General features: G+C 27.3%; 25 protein-coding genes. 24 read left to right on the forward strand and 1 reads right to left on the reverse strand.

The genetic code is table 11. The annotated features are described in order from the left end of the window. Positions 1 to 3 precede the first annotated feature (3 nt). The 16 genes from BFN48_RS06550 (at position 4) to BFN48_RS06615 (ending at position 12,003) form a co-directional block, all read left to right on the forward strand. On the forward strand, positions 4 to 753 hold the full coding sequence (locus tag BFN48_RS06550; protein WP_069650103.1) for a class I SAM-dependent methyltransferase: 750 nt from the start codon (positions 4 to 6) through the stop codon (positions 751 to 753). Positions 754 to 1,010: 257 nt separating this feature from the next. Next, entirely contained in the window at positions 1,011 to 1,604 is a 594-nt protein-coding gene (locus BFN48_RS06555; RefSeq protein WP_069650104.1) for a CPBP family intramembrane glutamic endopeptidase, read from the forward strand. A gap of 96 nt (positions 1,605 to 1,700) precedes the next feature. Then, complete coding sequence (locus tag BFN48_RS06560) at positions 1,701 to 2,825, forward strand: DUF4932 domain-containing protein (protein WP_069650105.1); 1,125 nt, start codon at positions 1,701 to 1,703, stop codon at positions 2,823 to 2,825. Positions 2,826 to 3,118: 293 nt separating this feature from the next. Continuing rightward, positions 3,119 to 3,526, forward strand: coding sequence for an HD domain-containing protein (locus tag BFN48_RS06565; RefSeq protein WP_207644707.1), 408 nt, complete (start codon positions 3,119 to 3,121; stop codon positions 3,524 to 3,526). Between the two features lie 442 nt (positions 3,527 to 3,968). Then, the gene (locus tag BFN48_RS12665; protein ID WP_242863233.1) at positions 3,969 to 4,235 is read left to right on the forward strand and encodes a phage integrase N-terminal SAM-like domain-containing protein; all 267 of its coding nucleotides are present in this window, start codon (positions 3,969 to 3,971) and stop codon (positions 4,233 to 4,235) included. Between the two features lie 56 nt (positions 4,236 to 4,291). Beyond that, positions 4,292 to 4,765, forward strand: coding sequence for a tyrosine-type recombinase/integrase (locus BFN48_RS12670; RefSeq protein WP_242863240.1), 474 nt, complete (start codon positions 4,292 to 4,294; stop codon positions 4,763 to 4,765). 152 nt (positions 4,766 to 4,917) lie between these two features. After that, positions 4,918 to 5,574 (forward strand): hypothetical protein, encoded by a 657-nt coding sequence (locus tag BFN48_RS06575; protein WP_069650106.1) that lies wholly within the window; start codon positions 4,918 to 4,920, stop codon positions 5,572 to 5,574. Positions 5,575 to 5,696: 122 nt separating this feature from the next. Further along, a complete protein-coding gene (locus BFN48_RS06580; RefSeq protein WP_069650107.1) occupies positions 5,697 to 6,275 on the forward strand; it encodes a hypothetical protein in 579 nt (192 codons plus the stop codon). A gap of 161 nt (positions 6,276 to 6,436) precedes the next feature. Beyond that, positions 6,437 to 6,739 (forward strand): hypothetical protein, encoded by a 303-nt coding sequence (locus BFN48_RS06585; protein WP_069650108.1) that lies wholly within the window; start codon positions 6,437 to 6,439, stop codon positions 6,737 to 6,739. A 307-nt stretch (positions 6,740 to 7,046) separates the two neighbouring features. Further along, positions 7,047 to 7,427 (forward strand): hypothetical protein, encoded by a 381-nt coding sequence (locus BFN48_RS12130; protein ID WP_083238840.1) that lies wholly within the window; start codon positions 7,047 to 7,049, stop codon positions 7,425 to 7,427. 135 nt (positions 7,428 to 7,562) lie between these two features. Beyond that, on the forward strand, positions 7,563 to 7,916 hold the full coding sequence (locus BFN48_RS12135; RefSeq protein ID WP_083238841.1) for a hypothetical protein: 354 nt from the start codon (positions 7,563 to 7,565) through the stop codon (positions 7,914 to 7,916). Between the two features lie 134 nt (positions 7,917 to 8,050). Beyond that, the gene (locus BFN48_RS06595; RefSeq protein ID WP_069650109.1) at positions 8,051 to 8,896 is read left to right on the forward strand and encodes a nitroreductase family protein; all 846 of its coding nucleotides are present in this window, start codon (positions 8,051 to 8,053) and stop codon (positions 8,894 to 8,896) included. 159 nt (positions 8,897 to 9,055) lie between these two features. After that, complete coding sequence (locus tag BFN48_RS06600) at positions 9,056 to 9,553, forward strand: hypothetical protein (protein WP_069650110.1); 498 nt, start codon at positions 9,056 to 9,058, stop codon at positions 9,551 to 9,553. Between the two features lie 188 nt (positions 9,554 to 9,741). Further along, complete coding sequence (locus BFN48_RS06605) at positions 9,742 to 10,227, forward strand: hypothetical protein (protein WP_141706133.1); 486 nt, start codon at positions 9,742 to 9,744, stop codon at positions 10,225 to 10,227. Positions 10,228 to 10,542: 315 nt separating this feature from the next. Then, entirely contained in the window at positions 10,543 to 11,415 is an 873-nt protein-coding gene (locus tag BFN48_RS06610; RefSeq protein WP_069650112.1) for a DUF2268 domain-containing putative Zn-dependent protease, read from the forward strand. A 126-nt stretch (positions 11,416 to 11,541) separates the two neighbouring features. Further along, entirely contained in the window at positions 11,542 to 12,003 is a 462-nt protein-coding gene (locus BFN48_RS06615) for a GNAT family N-acetyltransferase (protein WP_069650113.1), read from the forward strand. A gap of 147 nt (positions 12,004 to 12,150) precedes the next feature. On the opposite strand, the gene BFN48_RS06620 is transcribed toward BFN48_RS06615, so the two are convergent. After that, positions 12,151 to 12,618 (reverse strand): DUF441 family protein, encoded by a 468-nt coding sequence (locus BFN48_RS06620; RefSeq protein ID WP_069650114.1) that lies wholly within the window; start codon positions 12,616 to 12,618, stop codon positions 12,151 to 12,153. A 268-nt stretch (positions 12,619 to 12,886) separates the two neighbouring features. Between BFN48_RS06620 and BFN48_RS06625 the strand changes: the two genes are divergently transcribed. The 8 genes from BFN48_RS06625 to BFN48_RS06660 all read left to right on the forward strand — a co-directional run bounded on the left by BFN48_RS06625 (position 12,887) and on the right by BFN48_RS06660 (position 18,333). After that, positions 12,887 to 13,435 carry a 2'-5' RNA ligase family protein gene (locus BFN48_RS06625; RefSeq protein WP_069650115.1) on the forward strand — a complete coding sequence of 183 codons (549 nt, stop codon included), beginning with the start codon at positions 12,887 to 12,889 and terminating at the stop codon, positions 13,433 to 13,435. 85 nt (positions 13,436 to 13,520) lie between these two features. Continuing rightward, complete coding sequence (locus BFN48_RS06630) at positions 13,521 to 13,913, forward strand: GNAT family N-acetyltransferase (RefSeq protein WP_069650116.1); 393 nt, start codon at positions 13,521 to 13,523, stop codon at positions 13,911 to 13,913. 104 nt (positions 13,914 to 14,017) lie between these two features. Beyond that, positions 14,018 to 14,362, forward strand: a complete 345-nt coding sequence (locus BFN48_RS06635; RefSeq protein ID WP_069650117.1) for an ASCH domain-containing protein — start codon at positions 14,018 to 14,020, stop codon at positions 14,360 to 14,362. Positions 14,363 to 14,696: 334 nt separating this feature from the next. Continuing rightward, on the forward strand, positions 14,697 to 15,110 hold the full coding sequence (locus BFN48_RS06640) for a hypothetical protein (RefSeq protein ID WP_069650118.1): 414 nt from the start codon (positions 14,697 to 14,699) through the stop codon (positions 15,108 to 15,110). 79 nt (positions 15,111 to 15,189) lie between these two features. Further along, a complete protein-coding gene (locus BFN48_RS06645) occupies positions 15,190 to 16,482 on the forward strand; it encodes an MFS transporter (protein ID WP_069650119.1) in 1,293 nt (430 codons plus the stop codon). A gap of 67 nt (positions 16,483 to 16,549) precedes the next feature. Further along, complete coding sequence (locus BFN48_RS06650; protein WP_069650120.1) at positions 16,550 to 17,011, forward strand: hypothetical protein; 462 nt, start codon at positions 16,550 to 16,552, stop codon at positions 17,009 to 17,011. Between the two features lie 73 nt (positions 17,012 to 17,084). Further along, positions 17,085 to 17,654, forward strand: coding sequence for a methyltransferase domain-containing protein (locus tag BFN48_RS06655; RefSeq protein WP_069650121.1), 570 nt, complete (start codon positions 17,085 to 17,087; stop codon positions 17,652 to 17,654). Positions 17,655 to 17,733: 79 nt separating this feature from the next. After that, complete coding sequence (locus tag BFN48_RS06660) at positions 17,734 to 18,333, forward strand: hypothetical protein (protein WP_069650122.1); 600 nt, start codon at positions 17,734 to 17,736, stop codon at positions 18,331 to 18,333. The last annotated feature ends 37 nt before the right edge of the window (positions 18,334 to 18,370 follow it).

Consider the following 18,370-nt stretch of genomic DNA (forward strand, 5'->3'; position numbering starts at 1 on the left):
ACAGTGGGAAAGATAAATTACAATGATATTAGTAAGATATATGATGATGTTAGAGATGAAGAAATGACCATAATAAATAGTTTTTTAGATGAAGTTAAGATATCTGAAGCAACTAAAATTCTTGACGTTGGATGTGGTACAGGGAACTATACCAACATACTGCAAAAGATAACGAAAGCAGAAGTGTATGGGGTAGATGCATCAGAAGGAATGTTAGAAAAAGCTAAAGAAAAGAACCAACATATTATTCTAAAAGTTGGTTTGGCAACAGATATTCCGTTTGAAGATTGTATTTTTGACTTCGTGTATATGACGGATGTTATCCATCATATTAAAGATATAGATAAAATGTTTTTAGAATTTTATAGAGTTTTAAAAAATGGAGGTAAGGTCTGTATAAGTACACAGTCACATAGACAAATTGACCTTAGATATATGTCAGAGTTTTTTCCATCAACAGCTATTGTTGATAAGCAAAGATATCCAGATATAGAAGAAATAATTAGCTCAGCAAAGAAAAATGGATTTAGTTTTCTAAAGATTGAAATAATTAGCGAAGGAGAAGAAGTAGAGTTAGGAAATAAATTTTTAGAATTATTAGAGAAAAAAGGCTATTCGATGCTACATTTGATTTCGGATGAAGATTACCAAATAGGGTTGAATAGGGTAAAAAGTGAAATGAAGAATGGCCTTATCAAAAGAAAATCAGCGGGTGGGACTTTAGTTTGGTTAATTAAGAATGAAAAAATGTAACTTTGAGAAAAACTTCGTAGGTTTTTATTCGATACAAAATTTATTTTTTAGGAGATAATTTATTTCCACACGAAGATGAGGGGAATATTAGAGTTGTGGCAGTTGCAGATAGAGAAGGAGATATACATTGGATAGATTCTGATGACTTAAGAGTAATTGAGGTTGATGGCAATAAGATAGAAGATTTATTGTAATATTTTTTTTGAATCGTAAAGTTAGTATATTGAAAGTAAGAAAATCATAATGGAGGATCATATATGGATATTGTGTTCCTAATAATAGGATTAGCATTAACATTAATAGATATATTTTTGAAGATAAGAACTTTAAAAGAAAACATTTTTAAGAGAATATTTTTTATTGTATTTGGATTAGCTACTTTGTATTTTGTAGATAAGACATTCTTGTATATATCTACTAGAGCTATTTTTTGTGGTCTAATAATTGGAATTGTTTTTATGGGAATTCATATATTAGTAGCTAAAGGAGTTAAGCTAAAAAAAGAAAATGTGAACAAAGGATTAATCTATACTAGCTTATTAATTTATGGATTAGAATTACCAGCGGAAGAATTCTTATACCGAGGAATTATTTTTATTCCACTTTTAGAACTATTTCAACCTATTGTAGCTATCTCATTAACATCAGTCTTATTTTTAGGACTTCATTTAAAAACTTGGAACAACAAGTTTGTTTGGATAGGCTCATTAGTTTTGGGGTTAATATGTGCTATAAGCGTTTATTTAACAAAGAGTATTTGGACTGCTATTATAATTCATAATTTAAATGATTTTGGATTTATGACTTTAGTAAATAAAAAAAATATATTCAAAGAAAAGTATGCTGATTAGTTAGTTGAAATTTTTATAAATATTAATATTTTAATATTTTTCTTATTATATTCATAATTAAATTAACAAGGTTTTATAAACTCGGAGGGAAAGGGAATGGGAATTAGAATTAATATAATAATATTAATTATAGTAATGCTAATATTAGCTTTATTGAATGTTGGTTGCAGTAAAGAAACAAGAGGAATAGAAAATGAGAAAAACTACAAAAGTAGTATCTACCAAAATGTTAGCATAGGAAAAGAAAGTGAGAGATTAAATGTTTATGTAGACCCACGTATAGAACTTTTGTCAATAATTCAATATTTAGCAGATTTCAACAACAAAGACGGTATGATATACAACAAAGATACAACCTATAAAATAGATGTAGATAATTACTTTTCTCCATATAAAGATCATCGAGTAGTTTCTCTTTATGAGGAAATGACGAAATATGGATTTACTTTTGATATGCCACCAAAGATTATTTTATATTTAGACGATAAATATGAGGAACAGGAGAATAAAACAATACCTTATCATGAAGTTATATTAAGAGCTGGTGGTAGAAGTAAGACTAAAGAGTTTATTAGACAGATGGTAGATTTTAAAAACGAAACTAAATTTGATGACTTTCATAAAAATCATCAGGAATATTATCATAAGATAACTACAGACATACAGAATAAATTAAAGAGTAATAATTGTTTAGAAAATCTTATAGAGTATTATGGTGTAAAACAGAATAGTTATAATATAATAGTTGTTCCATTATATAGTGGTGCATATGGGATAAGAATACCAGGAAAAGATGAAAAATTTGATACTTTCTGTATTATACCACCTGTTGAAAATTCACAATATTTAACAAGCTTTGTTTGGCATGAGTTTAGTCATTCCTATGTTAATCCTTTAACTGAAGAAAGCAAAAATGAAGTTGATAAATACAAAGATTTATATACACCTATTTCTAATATAATGACAGAGCAAGCATATAGAACTTGGGAGACATGTGTGAATGAACATATTGTCAGAGCAGTAACTTTGAGGTTATGTTACAAGGTTTTTGGTGAGAAGTCTGCGAAAGAAGAAATTAAATGGCATAAAGAAAGGGGTTTTTTATATATTGACAAGTTATATGAAAAACTAACTGAATATGAAAATAATCGTGATAAGTATACAACTTTTAAAGAGTTTTATCCAGAGTTATTAAAAGTTTTCCAGGAATTATCAGAATAAGATTTAAGGGCTAATTTTTATAATAACTATCTATTCAATATATTTTTACAAGGGTACACTAGTGTATTTTATTTGTAGATTTTGAAGGTATTTCAAATATGCTACCGTATGAATTTCAAGAATGTTACTAGAAATGCAATCAAGATATTTCAGGGAAAAGGGGATTTTTTTATGGAGAAGAATATTAGTAATTTAGAAATAAGATTACCAGTAAAACGATTAAATAGAATTTTATCAATGTTACTTTTAGAAATGAAGGATTTATCAGATGAAGATAGAGATTTGTCAATTCGTTGGAATATAATGCACATGTATACCAGTTCACGAATTGGAAAAATTCAGCGCTTAAACGAGGGATAAATCCAGAAATAGCAGGAATAGCAGCAGCTCTTCATGATATTGGTGTAGTAAAGACAAAGAGACATAAAAATCATGCTGAAGCGGCAGAGAGATATTTATACGAAATTATTGAGCGTTATAATTTTATACATAGAGGCGATCTACCTCGAATTACTAAAGATGAAATAAATATAATTGTAAATGCAATAGTACAGCATAGTCAAAAAGAAATTATTTCAGATAATCCATTTGTTGAAATCTTAAAAGATGTTGATTCATTAGATAGATATTTAAATGGCGTAAAAACCGAAGGACCATATTGTGAAAGATGTATAAAAATATTGAAAGAAATTGGAATTTAAGATGTCCTATAAATATATTTATGGGGAAATTATGTGATATAGATTAGGAATTTAATTTCTTAGTAATCAGACATCTCCTAGAAATACTTATTTTAGTTATGAATAGTATTCCTAGGATTAGATGTCTGATTTTTTTATGCAATATATCGTCTTATTTCTTGTAGTGTGACGACAAATAATTACAAGAACATAAAAAAATAAAGGAATTTACAATTTAATAGAGAATATTTTCATTTGAAAGAAAATTTTGTAATAAAGTACGTTAGTGGAAGAAGGATTTGAATGGGATAAATATTAATAGAATAAGTAATAAGGAAATACAAGTCAGCTTTGCTTATGACAAGAAAAAATAAATAAAATTAAGAAAGTAAAAGGTAGAAGATGGGATGCTGAGAAAAAAAGCTGGATAATTCCTAATAAAGCAGATAGTATAAAGCATTTGATGAGATTATTTAGTGATGAAGTTATTAAATGGGGTAAATTGGGAATAACAATTATTAATTTTGATGAATTTCAAAATTTTGATACTAAGGAAATAACAAAGCAATTAGATTTGCAATTATCTATAAAAGGTTACAGTACTAAAACTAAGAAAGCTTATACAGGTCATGTAATAAGGTTTTTAAAATTCACGGACAAGAAACCAGAGGACTTAAATAGTACTGAATTCCAAGACCAAAAAAAGAAAAGAAACTACCGAACATACTAAGTCAAGAGGAAGTACTGTCAATTTTAAACTCTGTTAAGAACTATAAACATAAAGCAATATTATATCTAATATATTCTGCAGGACTTAGGGTAAGCGAGGTGGTTAATCTAAAAGTAGGAGATATAGACAGTGATAGGATGTTAATTCATATAAGACAAGGAAAAGGTAGAAAGGATAGATATAATGTACTTTCTAAAGCAGCCCTAGATGTGTTGAGGATATATGCGAGAATAGAAAAGCCGAAAGATTGGTTATTTCCTGGAGGCAATGAAAATACCCACTTAACAGAACGTTCAGTACAGAAGGTTTTTAATAATGCTTGTAAAATAGCAGGAATAAGTAAAAAAGCAACAGTACATACATTAAGATATTCATTTGCAACACACTTATTAGAAAGTGGTACAGATTTAAGATATATTCAAGAGCTTTTAGGACATAGAAGTAGTAAGACTACTGAAATATATACACATGTAACTAAAGCTAATCTTAGTAAAATTAAGAGTCCATTAGACAGTATTATGAAAAAATGAAAGGGGTGACGATGATAATGTAATAGAAATACATACATAAGCAAATTTTCACGAATAATTATTCGCAAACACCACTATATTGTATTATAATATGAACTCTAGTTCGTGAAAAGGGAGTTATAGAACATGAAAAAATAAAAAAAGGAGGAAAAATGAAAATAAGACATTGGATTGCAATATTAATAATAATATTAATTATTCCTTCTATAATTGATTGGCTAATTATAGGTAATAATCTACCTTCCAATATAACAAATGATTTATGGATAAACTTTTTGGGAAGTTACATAGGAGGATTATTCGGAGGTATTGCAACATTGTTTGCGTTCATTAAGAATATTGAATATAACAAGGATAAAGATCATGAACAACAGAAAAAATACGAAAATGATAAAAGATTAAGTTTACAGCCTTACATATTAGTATCTATAGTATCTGGAACTTCAAATATAAATCGTAAAATTAAGGCTACAGAAATTGAAGGAAAGACAGCAAGGGTTACTTTAATGGGTAGATTTCTAGAAATTAAGAATATAGGATTAGGTTCACTTGTTGATTTGAAATTTAATTCGAGTGATTTAAAAATAATAGAAAAGAATTTTAAATTTCCACACGGATTAAGTAAAGGACAAGAATTTATATTTATTTTAGATATAATTAAAGAACAAACTATGGAAAGAATCTTTACTATTGTAGTTACTTATAATGATATGTTAGGAAATAAATATAAACAGACTATAGAACTATGTGCAAATGCAAAGAATAATTTTATGGATATATTAAACATTAGTCGACCAGAATTATATTAATTTATCACGTCCTATAACATGCTGTTTACAAACAGTCCACTTAAAGATTGTGGACCATCGTAAAACAGCTAAACCGTTATACAAAATCAAGAAACTAGTTAAGAAAAGTGTGGTGGTTATATATGAGTAAAAGGTATTTGAAACTATCTATAGGAATGGTATTATTTTTACTTTTAGCTTATTTTACTTGCCTTTCTGAAAGAGCCATAAAAAGTAACGTGTTAAATCAGAGGGGATATAAGTATGATATATATGAAAAAAATGAAGGATTCAAATTTACCTTAAAAAAAGAATGGATAACAAAATTACTAGAAAGTGAAGAGAAAAAATATAAAGTTGATGTATACGTTTATGAAGATCAAGGCAGCAAAATAAAACTAGAGTCGCTTTACTCTAAAAGTATTGGTTTTATAAGCCTAGTTTTCAAAATTGAACCTAAATATAATATGATTTCAGGGGAGATTCCCTTGGTTAATGATATTAAATATTTGGATGGAGACATATCATACACAAGTATTAAGTTTAAAATAGATTATGAGGATGATGAAGGTAATGTTATTGAAGGAATAGGACGTTGGACTTTTACTGGAGAAAATAAATGGTTTGTTATTTCTATGGAAGAAAAAAATTTACCAAAAGAAGAATTGTTAGATTTAAGAGTATATCCTTTAAAAATACTAAAATATCGACTAGACATTTGAAAAAGGTGAGTTTTCTTGATTTTGTATATCGTGAGTTTGAGCGAAAATCTGCGAGCTCGAAGGTGGCGGAACACATCAATGTTATGTGAAAGAAAAAACTAGCTAAATACTCAAAATTGCATTCTATAGGAGGATATATTAAGAAAAAATTACTGCTATGCATGGTGTTAATAATAGTTATTTTACTAACATTTGTTTTTGCCAATCAGTATAAGCATAAGAGGATTGAAGCATGTATTAGCTTTGTATCTAAATCTTTAGAACATATTGAATGGAAGAAAAAAGATAGTGAAGTAGAGGTCTATAAAGTAATAAATGCCAACTTTAAAGAGCTAAATATGTTAATTATTGTAGATGAAAATACAATTTATGTTAATGTTGAAAGATGGTTATTACCAAACTCACACTATAAAATTGAGATAAACTTTTTTGATAAACAAAAAGGTTTTGTTATATATGAATGATTGTTTTAGAGAGTTATGGAGATTAAAGATAATAGTTTCCTATATATCTATTCTACTGGACCTGAAAAGTTTATCTTTTCTATCACATAACAAAGTGTTTGCATAAGGAGTTATTAGGGAAAGTTTTTAGAGTTAGCATACCCATACCTTCTCGTTAACCGAGTCGTCGCTGTATTAGGCGTTCGAAAACTCACAGCCATGAGCAGCTCTTTGTAAAGCTCGAAGGTGTCGCAGATACTTGATCGTTAGAGGATACATAATCTCAACTTGGGGGCTAGTTAGATGAAAAGATTTATGATAGGTCAATTTGGTAAGTATGATAAAAAAGCAGAATAGAGATTTTCGAGATGAATTCTTTGGAATTGAAGCATGTTTACTTGAGAGCAAAGAAGATATTGAAGCATTAATGAATTTAATTAAAAAAGATAGAATATCATTTGGAATACATTTTCCTTTAAGAGCTAATCAATGGAGATTAAGAGATCCACAATATTTGTCTCTCAATGACAATGTAAGAGTAGATTCATATAATTATATGGTTAATGAGTTTCAATACATAAGAAGATTTAAACCACATTATGTTTTGTTGCATTATCCTAAACCAGTAATTTTAGATGATAATGTAGATTGGACAAATTGGCGCTTTACAGATGACACAGAATATTATTATGCTTCAGAGTATTCATAAGATGAGTTTATAGCAAGAAGCAGGGAGTTTTTTAGATGGTTATCAAAACAAGGTGAAGAGCATAATTTTATTCCAGTATTAGAGCTTGATGCGATAAACAGATATATCTATGATACTACTTTACTTGAAGAACTATTGGATGAATTTAATAATATTAAACTATGTTTAGATATAGGAAGATTACATTTACAAGAAATGACAGATGAGAATTTTGATTCATTTAGATTTCTTGAAAAGTATACAAGATATGCAGAAGTGATTCACTTATGGAATGTTAAAGTTACAAGTAATCTTGAGAATAGTCATTATCCAGTATTGCCTAAACACTTAACTAGTGAAGGATGGGCAGATGTAGAACAGTATATGAAGATATTAATAGATGAGAACCAAGATTGTAAGATATTATTTGAGCATAGGTCAGATTTAATTAGTGATGATGAACTAGATGAGTGTTACCGATGGATAGATGAGTTGCTCACAGGATGTTGATTGTACATCCTCTAACATAAGCTTCCCTTCATCCTACGATAGAGAGTGTAGAACGACGGGAAGCTTAGGGGCGTTAGGCGACGTTTTTCAAAAAATAATTTATTAAAATAAAAAAAATGAGGTGTTGTAGAATAATGATTTTTTTTGATAAAAGTATTTGTAAAAAATGTGGTACATGTATATCGTATTTTGATGGATATTGTATGACACAGGATGAGGGCTATCCTATTATTGATTATGAAGTATGTAATCAATGTCAAAAATGTATCGCAATCTGTCCATATCAGGCAATAACAATGAATAATATACCGCCAACTAAAATCACAGATGAATTAATTAAAAGTAAAATTGGATATGATGAACTAATTTCTTTACTGAGGTTTAGACGTTCAACGAAAATATTCGCTAAACGAGATATTCCAAAAGATATTATAAGTAAAATAGCTAGTAGTGCTAAATATGCTCCAAATCAGAATAAAAATATTGATATTTTGGTTATCGATGATCCATCAATGATTCAAATAATTGACTTATGTGCGTTAAAATTTGTAAAACGATTATATAAACTTATGTTCTCCCTAAAGCCAATATCAAAATTTATTAGTATTTTTTTAAAATCAATCTATGTAATAAAAAAGAAAATGGAACGTGATTTGTATATAAATAAACATATAGTGAAAGAAAATACAAATGTTCTTTTGCTTGTCATTGGCAATTCTAAAGTTCCAACAACCGAAATGAGTGCACAATATTTATTAGCAACGATGATTTTAACAGCAGTTTCATTAAATGTGGGATGTACATTGATGGATTCGTTAAAATTAGCAATCAATAATAATAAGAAGATAAAAAACAAATTAGGAATTAAAAAAACTAATAAGGTTCTTGGTGTTTTAGCTCTTGGATACTCTAATGAAAAAATAGTAAATATACCTAATGGATATGAAATCAATTTATTTTGGAATAAATTAAATGATTAGCTGCCAAATAATGAAAAAACAAAAAAAGCGATCTCCTAACAGCGTTTTTACGGTTCGCATCTTTGGTGCTTACCGAAATACCTTAGGCACTTCGTAAATACGCGATACGTTATGTGGCAGAAACTGCGAATATATCTCAACAAGAGTAGGAGAATAAAAATGATACTAAATGCAATTTATATTCTAATTGATATTATTTTTTTAGTTTTAATTATTTTATCCTTTATATCAATTAGAAAGAATAAGTATAATGGAGATAAGTTATTTGAGACAAAAGATTTTTGGATATATAAACTAATGACACTAATGGGTATAGTTGTTATTACATTTTTGGGACTTTCTTTTATTAGAGAAGATTTAAATTACAATTTTAAATTTGAAAACATTGCTTTTTTGCTAATGTTTTTTTCACAGTGGATTACTTCTCCGAGAAGAATTATAGTAGATAATAAAGGCTTTTATTATATGACAAGATTTAATGGGAAGAGATTAATCTGTGAATTTAATAATATAGAGAGTTATAAAATATCTGACAAAGGTAAAATAAAACTTTATTCACATGATCAAATAAATATAGGCTTAATTGGTAAGATTGAAAAACAAGATGTAGATAAAATTAAGAAGATATTAAATGATAGAAAGATTAAATCAAGATAACTTTAGAAATATGTATTAAACTAATTAAATTATACTTAGAATGATTCTATCACATAACAGAGCACTTAAGATATACTACTAAGGACATGCAATACATCTTAAGTACTAGATACGTTATGTTAAATATCAAGTTTCAATTTGAGTAAGTCAAGTGAGTTCATGTTTTGAGAATAGGGATGGGTTATGAAATGAAAAGAAAGCTAGAATGGAATCGAATTAGAAATGCTGGCAAGATAGAATATATTATGAGGACTGTAATTTATTACGTTATTCTAAGAATAGGAATTTTTAGTATAGGTGAAATTCTTCAGATAATATTTGGAGTAACGGAAATAAAAATTACACGGTTATTAACTGATGGTGTATTTTTAATATTTGTATTTGTTATTTTAGGTATATTATATAGTTTATTAGAATGGAGCTTATATGAAAACATCTTGTGTGGAAAGTGGAATAAGAATATTAAGAAGATAAAACAAAGATATATAATTATCTATGGTGAATTATATTATGGGATTCCATTAGCATTATTAGAAATTTTCTGGGGAGGATATTTTACAATAGACGTTTATATTATAGTTTTTATAACTGTAATTATTATTGGGGTATGTGCAGGATGGATAATATGGGATAAGAATGAGCACGAATTCTTATATGAATGGATATATGAGTAGAAACAATTGTTTATATAAAGTGTTTTGTGTAAATAGTACAACTACACACTCACTTCATTATATAAATCAAGAAAATAGTGAAGAAAAGTGTGGTGGTTATGTATGAGTAAAAGGTATTCAAAACAATCTATAGGAATAGTATTATTTTTACTTTTAACTTATTTTATTTGATAAGCTAAAGCAGAAGTGGCTAAAACTTCTTTTAAAAATTCAAACTTTTCAGAATAGAATGGCTGATAATATAACCATTAGTGTGGTGCATATCTGCTAACAGATAGGCAAAATTTAATGATATAGATGTTTGGAGGAAATTAGATGATAAAAATTATTGATACATTCAAAGAATTCAAAGAAGTTTTTCAAAATAATTTAGATTTATCTATAGAAGAAAAAATTGAGTTATGGGATAAAGCATATATATGTAAATTTCCAGAACTTGAGAAGAAAATAAAAGAAGATTATGATTTAAATGGTTATAATTGGCGAGAAATAGCAAAAAGTAAGGTTTTTAATAATACTAAGAAAGATTATGAAAAAATGATGCAGGCATATAATAACATACTGCAAATTATTAATGGCATAAATAAAAAAGTTTTTGACATATTTAACTTAGATTTAGAACTGAATATAGTGTTATATTGCGGACTTTGTAATAGTGCTGGTTGGGTAGATAGATATAATGGTAAGAGAGCAGTATTTTATGGAATTGATAAGATTGCTGAACTTGAATGGCATACGATAGAAAAATTAGATCCACTTATAGCTCATGAGTTATGTCATGTTATTCATTTTGAATTAAGAGGTGAAGATGATTTACCAAAAGAAGTAGAAAAAAATAAATACAATATAGGAATTTGGAGAATATATGAAGAAGGATTTGCACAATTTTATCAAAACAAATTATTAGGAAAAGATGTAGATTCTAGAGGTAAAGAGTGGCTAAAAAAATGTAATGATAAGAAAAATGATTTAAAGAAATTATATGAACAAGCTCTGAAAGAAGAAGAAGGCACAAAAAGATTCTTTGGAGATTGGTTTAAAATTTTGGGTGTTAGTGATGCTGGTTATTTTTTGGGAGCAGAATTAATAAAAAAATTAGACCAGAAATACAGTATAAAGGATTTAGCACAATTAAATTTCAGTATAATTGAAAAAGAAGTCTTAGATTATTTACATGATGATAATTAAGTACTGCATAACAAGTAGTCTAGATATTTATTTGGAGAATAAAAAATATCGGGGCTACTTGAATCGCTAATTGAAGTGATTCGTAATGTTGCTTAATTTAGAAGAAACATAATGGGGGGAATTTACATGCAAACAATAGAAATAAAAAGATTAAGTAAGGAAGATATAGCACATCTTGCTCCATTAGCTCAAGAATATAGACAAGCTCATGAGACATTAAAATTCAAAGATGATTATAAAAACATTTTAATTAAATATTTCGAAGAATTATTGGAAGAAAAAGAAAAAGTAGCAATTTTAGCTAAAGTTAATGATGAAATAGCTGGCATCATAGTAGGTACTATAGATAATAATTCTAGATTGATGCTACCTGAGAAAATTGGATACATTCCATTATTAGTAGTATTGAAAAAATATAGGAGAATTGGTATTGGTAGCAAACTTACCAAAGAGCTAATTGGATGGTTTAAAGAAAAAGGTATCGATTTAGTTGAATTGTATACTTCAATCGCTAATAAAAATGCAAGAGAATTTTGGGAAAAGAATGGGTTTGGTATTAATCTTGAGAGAAGATTTAAAGAGATTTAAGAGAATATTTATGGTTATTTTTAATTATGCAGCATAGGAAAGATAATGATTGTTGGGGGTTTCCTAGAGGAGCAATTGAATTAGGAGAAAGCTATATATAAAGAGAGTAAAATCTACTGTTAGTAATGTAAATTGCTTAAAATAGGTTTATTGAAATAATTTGTAAAGAAATTTAAATATATTATATATTACTAATGTTATACCTGCTGAGACTAATGGACCGACAGGTATACCTTTAAATATAAAAAGACCTATAATAGAACCTAAAACGATAGGTACTGCAATTGAAGGATTTGAGGCTAGTAGTTCATATCCTTTGCCTGTAAACATAATGACTAGTGTAGATGTAATTATTGCTGATAATCCCATAGGTGATTTTATAGATATTAAGATGTCTTTTAGTGAGTATTTATCTTGTGCAATTGGAGTAAGTATACCTATTGTTAAAATTATTATCCCTATTTTTAGACCATTAAGTTCCAATTTTGGGAAATATGAATCTAGTTTTAAGAGCTTCATCAAAATAAGTAATGAGCTTGCTATTGCTAATGGATTATTTTTAATGAATAAACTCAAGGTTAGAATGATAAGTAATATAATATAACTTTGTTCCATTTTTATCACCTTTTTTAACAACTACTTGTTTGTGTTTATATCATTATATGTAAGTAAAAAAATATTAAGACGTTATTTTGTTTAAATAAGATATAAGAGAGTGTTTTTATGGATGTATTCCATCAGATAACAAAGTGTTACACATATCCTATTTTAAAGATATATGACATCAGTAACACTAAAGGCTTTGTGTCATATATTACTTTTGATATAGCAGCTTTTATATGGAAATATATATTTTATTTAGAATTTTAAAGGAGGAGAAAATATGTATGGAGTTATAGCATGTTTTGATAATCAAACAGAGAAATATTTTAAAAATTTATGGAAATTATTAGTTGAGAATGATATTTCCTATTATTCAGAAGAAGTAGAAGATAGAAGACCACATATTACTATTGCTGATTACAATAGGTTAGATGAAAAAAAGTTTATTGAAGATATGGACAAGTTCTATCGTTCTAAATCAGGAATTCAAGTTACTTTAAGTGTTTTAGGAACTTTTTTAAATTCAGGGACATTATTTGTAGCACCTACTTTATCCAAAGAACTGTTAAGCTTTCACAACGCTCATCATGAATATTTTAAACAGTATAACGATGAACCAAACTCATTTTACCTTCCTGGTAAATGGATTCCGCATTGTACTATTGCAAATAGATTAAGTCAGGAAAAACTGGTAGAGGCATTTAATTACTGTTCTCAAAATATAGGTGTTATCAAAGCACAAATAAGTGAAATATCTTTGATAAAAGTGAAATATGAAAACAATAAAAGTGTTGGGGTTTCTACTATTTTTTCAAAGAAGTTAAGATAGATTTTTAAATTGGTTATTAAAAAGGAAGAAATCATTGATTATATATGCCATGCTTTTGAAAGTAAGTGGTTAGAAGGGAGAGTTTATGATTAGATATTGTACTGATAAAAAAGTAGATTTTGAAAAATTAATAGAATTATTTAAGCAAGTAGGTTGGGATGATAAAACACGAGATATTAAGAGATTAAAAGCTATGGTAGATAATTCGCAAATAGTAGTTACAGCATGGAAAGATGAAGAAATGATTGGATTTGCAAGATGTGTAACGGATTTTGTATTTAATGGACAAATAAATAACGTTGTAGTTGATACAAGATATAGAGGAAAAGGGATTGGTAAAGAATTAATTAAGAAGATATTAGATAGTAGTAAACAAGTTACATATATTTTAAGAGGGGACCTAGAAAATGAAGGATTTTATAGGAAATTAGGATTTGAAGAAGCTCAACTTTCTTTTGTTTACAAACGGAAAGAATAAATATCATATGAAGAAGCTATGAATTTATTAAAATGTGATAGTAATTAGACTGCTTTATGGGAATTAGATAAAAGATTAGTTGAAAATAAAGAGGAGGAAAGATAATGGAGCATTTTATGAGACTTTTCGAAGAACCTTTTGAATTGATAAGGTCTAAGAAAAAAATTATAGAAATAAGACTAAATGATGAGAAACGACAAAAAGTAAAAATTGGTGATATAATTACTTTTTCAAAGTTACCCGATTGTGAGGAAAGATTAAGAGTAAAAGTTCTTGGATTATTACATTATTATACTTTTGAACAGCTATATGAGGATATACCTTTTAGTCATTTTGGATGTGAGGGAAAATCAATGAAATGGATGTTAGAAAAAACTTATGAAATTTATACTAAGGAGCAAGAAGAAAAATATGGAGCTCTAGGTATCAGAATAGAAGTGATTGAGTAAATTTGTATCTAATCTTGTCCCTATAGTTATATAAAAAATATTGAATGGTATTCAGGAATAAACAGAGAAAAATTATTTGATGTTTTGCTTGTTATGCTAGATGAAAACAGTTTAAAAAGACATAGAGACGGGAACATACTTGTGGACTTTGTTTACTAGCTTGCCTGGTAGGGAAATAGGTAATAACGTTCAATAATATTATATTACCTATACTCGACTGGTAATACAAAGTGTGTTATATGGCAGATAATGCAATTTTGAATTTAATATGGGAGTTAGGCTAAAGAAAGTTGAATATATTTAAGAAAAGATGCTGTGTTAAGGGGTGTATTTAATGAACAAGTTTTTAAGTAAAGGTAGATATTTTACTATTACGATATTAATATTTTATATTTTAATATTTATATTACCAACATTACTGGATGATAGGGATTTAGCTATTAAATTAGTATTTTTAATAGCTATTGGATATATTTCTTTAACAGCATTTATTATTGGTAAGTATAATAAAATTGAATTTTGGAGTGGTTATTATAAGGGGATGGTAGATGAAGAGAATATAGAGCTATATTGTAAATTATCCAATAAATATACACAACAACTTATGGTACCTTCAATGATATACTATGTTATAAGTATTATTTTTAATTTTAGTTTTAGAACAGATATTATTATTTTAATTATAGTTATAATAGCTTTTCCTATATGGCTAAAAATGAAGTTAGCACCATATCGCAATAAGAAATAATCATGTTAATATTTTATAAATGGGCATTTCAAATGCAATTTATAATTCAAATATAGATTAGAAAGAGGGAGTGGGGAAAATGACAGATTCACCAAATATAATAAGTAATAAGCAGAGTAAAAAAGAGTCTATAAATTTTTTATTGTATTCATTAGGGTTATTAGTATCACTTTTCGGAACGAATGTATATACGTTTACTATCGGTTTGTATGTACTTAAAGTAACAGGCTCAGGTTTATCTTTTGCAACCACGTTAGTATTGAGTACAATTCCAGTAGTCTTAATTAATCCTTTTGCAGGTGTGTTAGCTGATAAACTAAATAGAAAAATACTTGTAGTATCAATGGATTTAATTAATGGTATTCTTTTTATTGGATTATTTCTATTCAGCAAATATTATGGATTAAGTCTAGCAATAATTTATATTAGTACATTTATAAATAACTGTTTTACGGCAATTTTCAATGTCAGTATGGACTCAGCAATGCCCAATATTGTATCAAAGAATAATCTAATGAAGTTAAATTCCATTACGAAGATAATAATTTCTATTACTATGATTTTAGGACCAATGGTTGGTGGTATTTTCTTTGCATTGATTAATATTAAAACATTTATAGTTATAAATGGACTATCATTTTTACTTTCAGGAATCACAGAATTATTTATTGATTTTCAATATTGTAAGGAAAATGTTATAGAAGAAAAGAGCGAGAAACTTACATTTTATGAAGAAGTTAAGGAAGGATATAAATATATTTTAGGCAAGTTTGACATAGTTATGATGATAGCTATATTTATAATACTTAATTTTGCAATAGGATTTTCTATACAAGTTCCATTACCATTTGTTATTAATGACGTGTTAAAAATAAGCACAAAATACTTTGGAATTATTCAGAGTATGCTTGCAATAGGATTTATACTTGGGGCTTTAATAATAAACAGGTATGGAGAAAAATGGGTGCACTACAAAGTGATTGCTAACATGTGTATAATGATTGGTATTACTACTGTATTGATGACTATACCAGTATTTCCTGGAGTAAGTTTTAGTAGCGAAATTATTTTAGTTATTTATTACTGCTTTATTACGATGATATTAGGGGGCTCCATTTCTCTGATAGATATTACTGCAACTACATATTTGCAGATAATTATTGCAGACAATTTCAGAGGTAGAGTTATGAGCTTACAGTTTAGTTTAGTTAAAATAATCCTTCCACTTGCACTAATTTTATCAGGATTTGCTATAGATTTTATGCCAATACATGTTGTTTTACTATTTGGAAGTTTTCTAATATTTATGTCAGTAACTATATGGTATAGAAAATATTTGAGATATATAAATTTAGAGATAATTAATCAGTAATAGTTATTAGAAAACGTTAGTTAATGCTGTGTTTGTGATAATAAAGATTATAAAGGCGGGGCATTGAATGGAGAAGGAATTTAATTTATGTTTTTATTCGATTGCTAAGACTATTTGTTTTGATATTTTTATTATTATATTAGTGATTATTTTTACAGGAACAGAAAATTTAGATAATTTTTTAGAAGTAATAGTTCCTGTTTTATTGATTAGATGGGTTTTAGGTGTTGGAAATATTTACAAAATAAATATAGATAAAGATAAAATAATATGCCATTCAATTTATGGAAAGAAAATTATAAAATGGTCAGATGTTAAAAAAGTTGAATTTGATGAAATAAGAATGGGTAAATTTTCAAGTTTGGGATTTATTTTTTCTGTTAACAACAACCGAACGAAAAGGGTCAAAAAAAGAAGAATTTATATAAAATATCTCAATAAAAAAGTTGAAATAAAAAATACTATTAAAAAAATATGTGCAGTTAAAAAAATTGAATTTAAAGACCTTCTAAATGAATCTACAAACTAGTTGAGATTGAAATGTATTTAATAGATAACATAGGTTTATTCTTAAGAAATATATTAATTTTAGAGGTGAAGAAATGAAGAAATTCAAGGCAAAAATGCTTAATAAAAAAGCTTCTAATCCAAAAAACAAACCTGACAAGATTATTGAAGCTATCGGTTTAAAATTTGGGCAGAATATTGCTGATATTGGAGCAGGGGGAGGTTACTTTTCTCTCAAATTTGCTGAAATAGTAGGAGAGGAAGGGAAAGTTTATGCAGTGGATGTAAATCCAGAATTTATAGAATTTATCAAAAATCAAGCTAAAGAAAAGGATTTAAATAATGTTATACCAATTCTTGCGATTGAAGATAGATTAGAAATACCTAAAAATAGTTTGGATTTTATATTTATGCGCAATGTTACTCATCATATACCTAATCGAGTAAAATATTTTAGAAATTTAAAAGATTTCTTAAAACCAGATGGAAAGGTTATTGTTATAGAATATAAAAAAGGAAATTTTTTTACGTTTCATGGAATATTTAGACATGTTGTTCCTAAAGAAGTTATCATACAAGAAATGGAATATGCTGGATACCTATTAGAAAAGGAATTTGATTTTTTGCCTGAGCAACACTTTACAATTTATTCAAAGCAAGCGTAGACGATTTGTGAAGATGAAATTAGAATGGAAGCAAATTTATGTAAGTAAGTTATAACGTTGACAAATTACGAGACGTTACATGAAAAATGAAATAATTAGATTAAATTTAAAAAGGAAGGTGAAAATCTTGCGAGAAAGAAATATCGCTACTATTGCTTTAAAAGTAATGGCTATTTATATTTTTATTCAGTCAATTAAATATATTTCATATTTTATTAGTACATCATATTTTCAGTTTGTAAATCAAGATGTTGGAAAAAGTTTAATTACAAATATGATAATTGCAAGTTTAGCTCCTGCTATTATTCTTATGATTTTAGGATTGGTTTTATGGGTTAAGGCGAAAAAGATAGCTGAATATATGGTGATTTGTGAAGATATAGATGATAGAAGTGTAAATGTTGAAGAATTACAGTCAGCAGCATTTTCAGTTGTAGGATTGATAATTTTGGTAGATATAGTTAAAGACTTACCCAAATTTATATTTCAAATAATGAAATTTAAAGGTAGTTACATACTATTAAAATCTTCTACTGGATTAGAAATAAAAATTTCAATAGTTATAATGGTTATTAGATTTGCTATAGGGTTAATATTATTTTTAAAGTCAAGAGGAATAGTAGGATTGATTAAAGGTCTGAGAAAAGCAGGTTTAAATAGTATAGAGGAAAAAGAATAAGGAGAAGAAACTTCTAAAGATAATTATAATAACACTT

It is taken from the genome of Caloranaerobacter ferrireducens (assembly GCF_001730685.1).
Lineage (GTDB): Bacteria > Bacillota > Clostridia > Tissierellales > Thermohalobacteraceae > Caloranaerobacter > Caloranaerobacter ferrireducens.

What these genes read in the sequence shown, in the direction of transcription:
- BFN48_RS06555 (WP_069650104.1), top strand. Translation starts at nt 1,011, where the DNA reads ATGGATATTGTGTTCCTAATAATAGGATTAGCATTAACATTAATAGAT.
- BFN48_RS06560 (WP_069650105.1), top strand. Translation starts at nt 1,701, where the DNA reads ATGGGAATTAGAATTAATATAATAATATTAATTATAGTAATGCTAATA.
- BFN48_RS12665 (WP_242863233.1), top strand. Translation starts at nt 3,969, where the DNA reads ATGAGATTATTTAGTGATGAAGTTATTAAATGGGGTAAATTGGGAATA.
- BFN48_RS06575 (WP_069650106.1), top strand. Translation starts at nt 4,918, where the DNA reads ATGAAAATAAGACATTGGATTGCAATATTAATAATAATATTAATTATT.
- BFN48_RS06580 (WP_069650107.1), top strand. Translation starts at nt 5,697, where the DNA reads ATGAGTAAAAGGTATTTGAAACTATCTATAGGAATGGTATTATTTTTA.
- BFN48_RS06585 (WP_069650108.1), top strand. Translation starts at nt 6,437, where the DNA reads ATGGTGTTAATAATAGTTATTTTACTAACATTTGTTTTTGCCAATCAG.
- BFN48_RS06595 (WP_069650109.1), top strand. Translation starts at nt 8,051, where the DNA reads ATGATTTTTTTTGATAAAAGTATTTGTAAAAAATGTGGTACATGTATA.
- BFN48_RS06600 (WP_069650110.1), top strand. Translation starts at nt 9,056, where the DNA reads ATGATACTAAATGCAATTTATATTCTAATTGATATTATTTTTTTAGTT.
- BFN48_RS06605 (WP_141706133.1), top strand. Translation starts at nt 9,742, where the DNA reads ATGAAAAGAAAGCTAGAATGGAATCGAATTAGAAATGCTGGCAAGATA.
- BFN48_RS06610 (WP_069650112.1), top strand. Translation starts at nt 10,543, where the DNA reads ATGATAAAAATTATTGATACATTCAAAGAATTCAAAGAAGTTTTTCAA.
- BFN48_RS06615 (WP_069650113.1), top strand. Translation starts at nt 11,542, where the DNA reads ATGCAAACAATAGAAATAAAAAGATTAAGTAAGGAAGATATAGCACAT.
- BFN48_RS06620 (WP_069650114.1), bottom strand. Translation starts at nt 12,618, where the DNA reads ATGGAACAAAGTTATATTATATTACTTATCATTCTAACCTTGAGTTTA.
- BFN48_RS06625 (WP_069650115.1), top strand. Translation starts at nt 12,887, where the DNA reads ATGTATGGAGTTATAGCATGTTTTGATAATCAAACAGAGAAATATTTT.
- BFN48_RS06630 (WP_069650116.1), top strand. Translation starts at nt 13,521, where the DNA reads ATGATTAGATATTGTACTGATAAAAAAGTAGATTTTGAAAAATTAATA.
- BFN48_RS06635 (WP_069650117.1), top strand. Translation starts at nt 14,018, where the DNA reads ATGGAGCATTTTATGAGACTTTTCGAAGAACCTTTTGAATTGATAAGG.
- BFN48_RS06640 (WP_069650118.1), top strand. Translation starts at nt 14,697, where the DNA reads ATGAACAAGTTTTTAAGTAAAGGTAGATATTTTACTATTACGATATTA.
- BFN48_RS06645 (WP_069650119.1), top strand. Translation starts at nt 15,190, where the DNA reads ATGACAGATTCACCAAATATAATAAGTAATAAGCAGAGTAAAAAAGAG.
- BFN48_RS06650 (WP_069650120.1), top strand. Translation starts at nt 16,550, where the DNA reads ATGGAGAAGGAATTTAATTTATGTTTTTATTCGATTGCTAAGACTATT.
- BFN48_RS06655 (WP_069650121.1), top strand. Translation starts at nt 17,085, where the DNA reads ATGAAGAAATTCAAGGCAAAAATGCTTAATAAAAAAGCTTCTAATCCA.
- BFN48_RS06660 (WP_069650122.1), top strand. Translation starts at nt 17,734, where the DNA reads ATGAAAAATGAAATAATTAGATTAAATTTAAAAAGGAAGGTGAAAATC.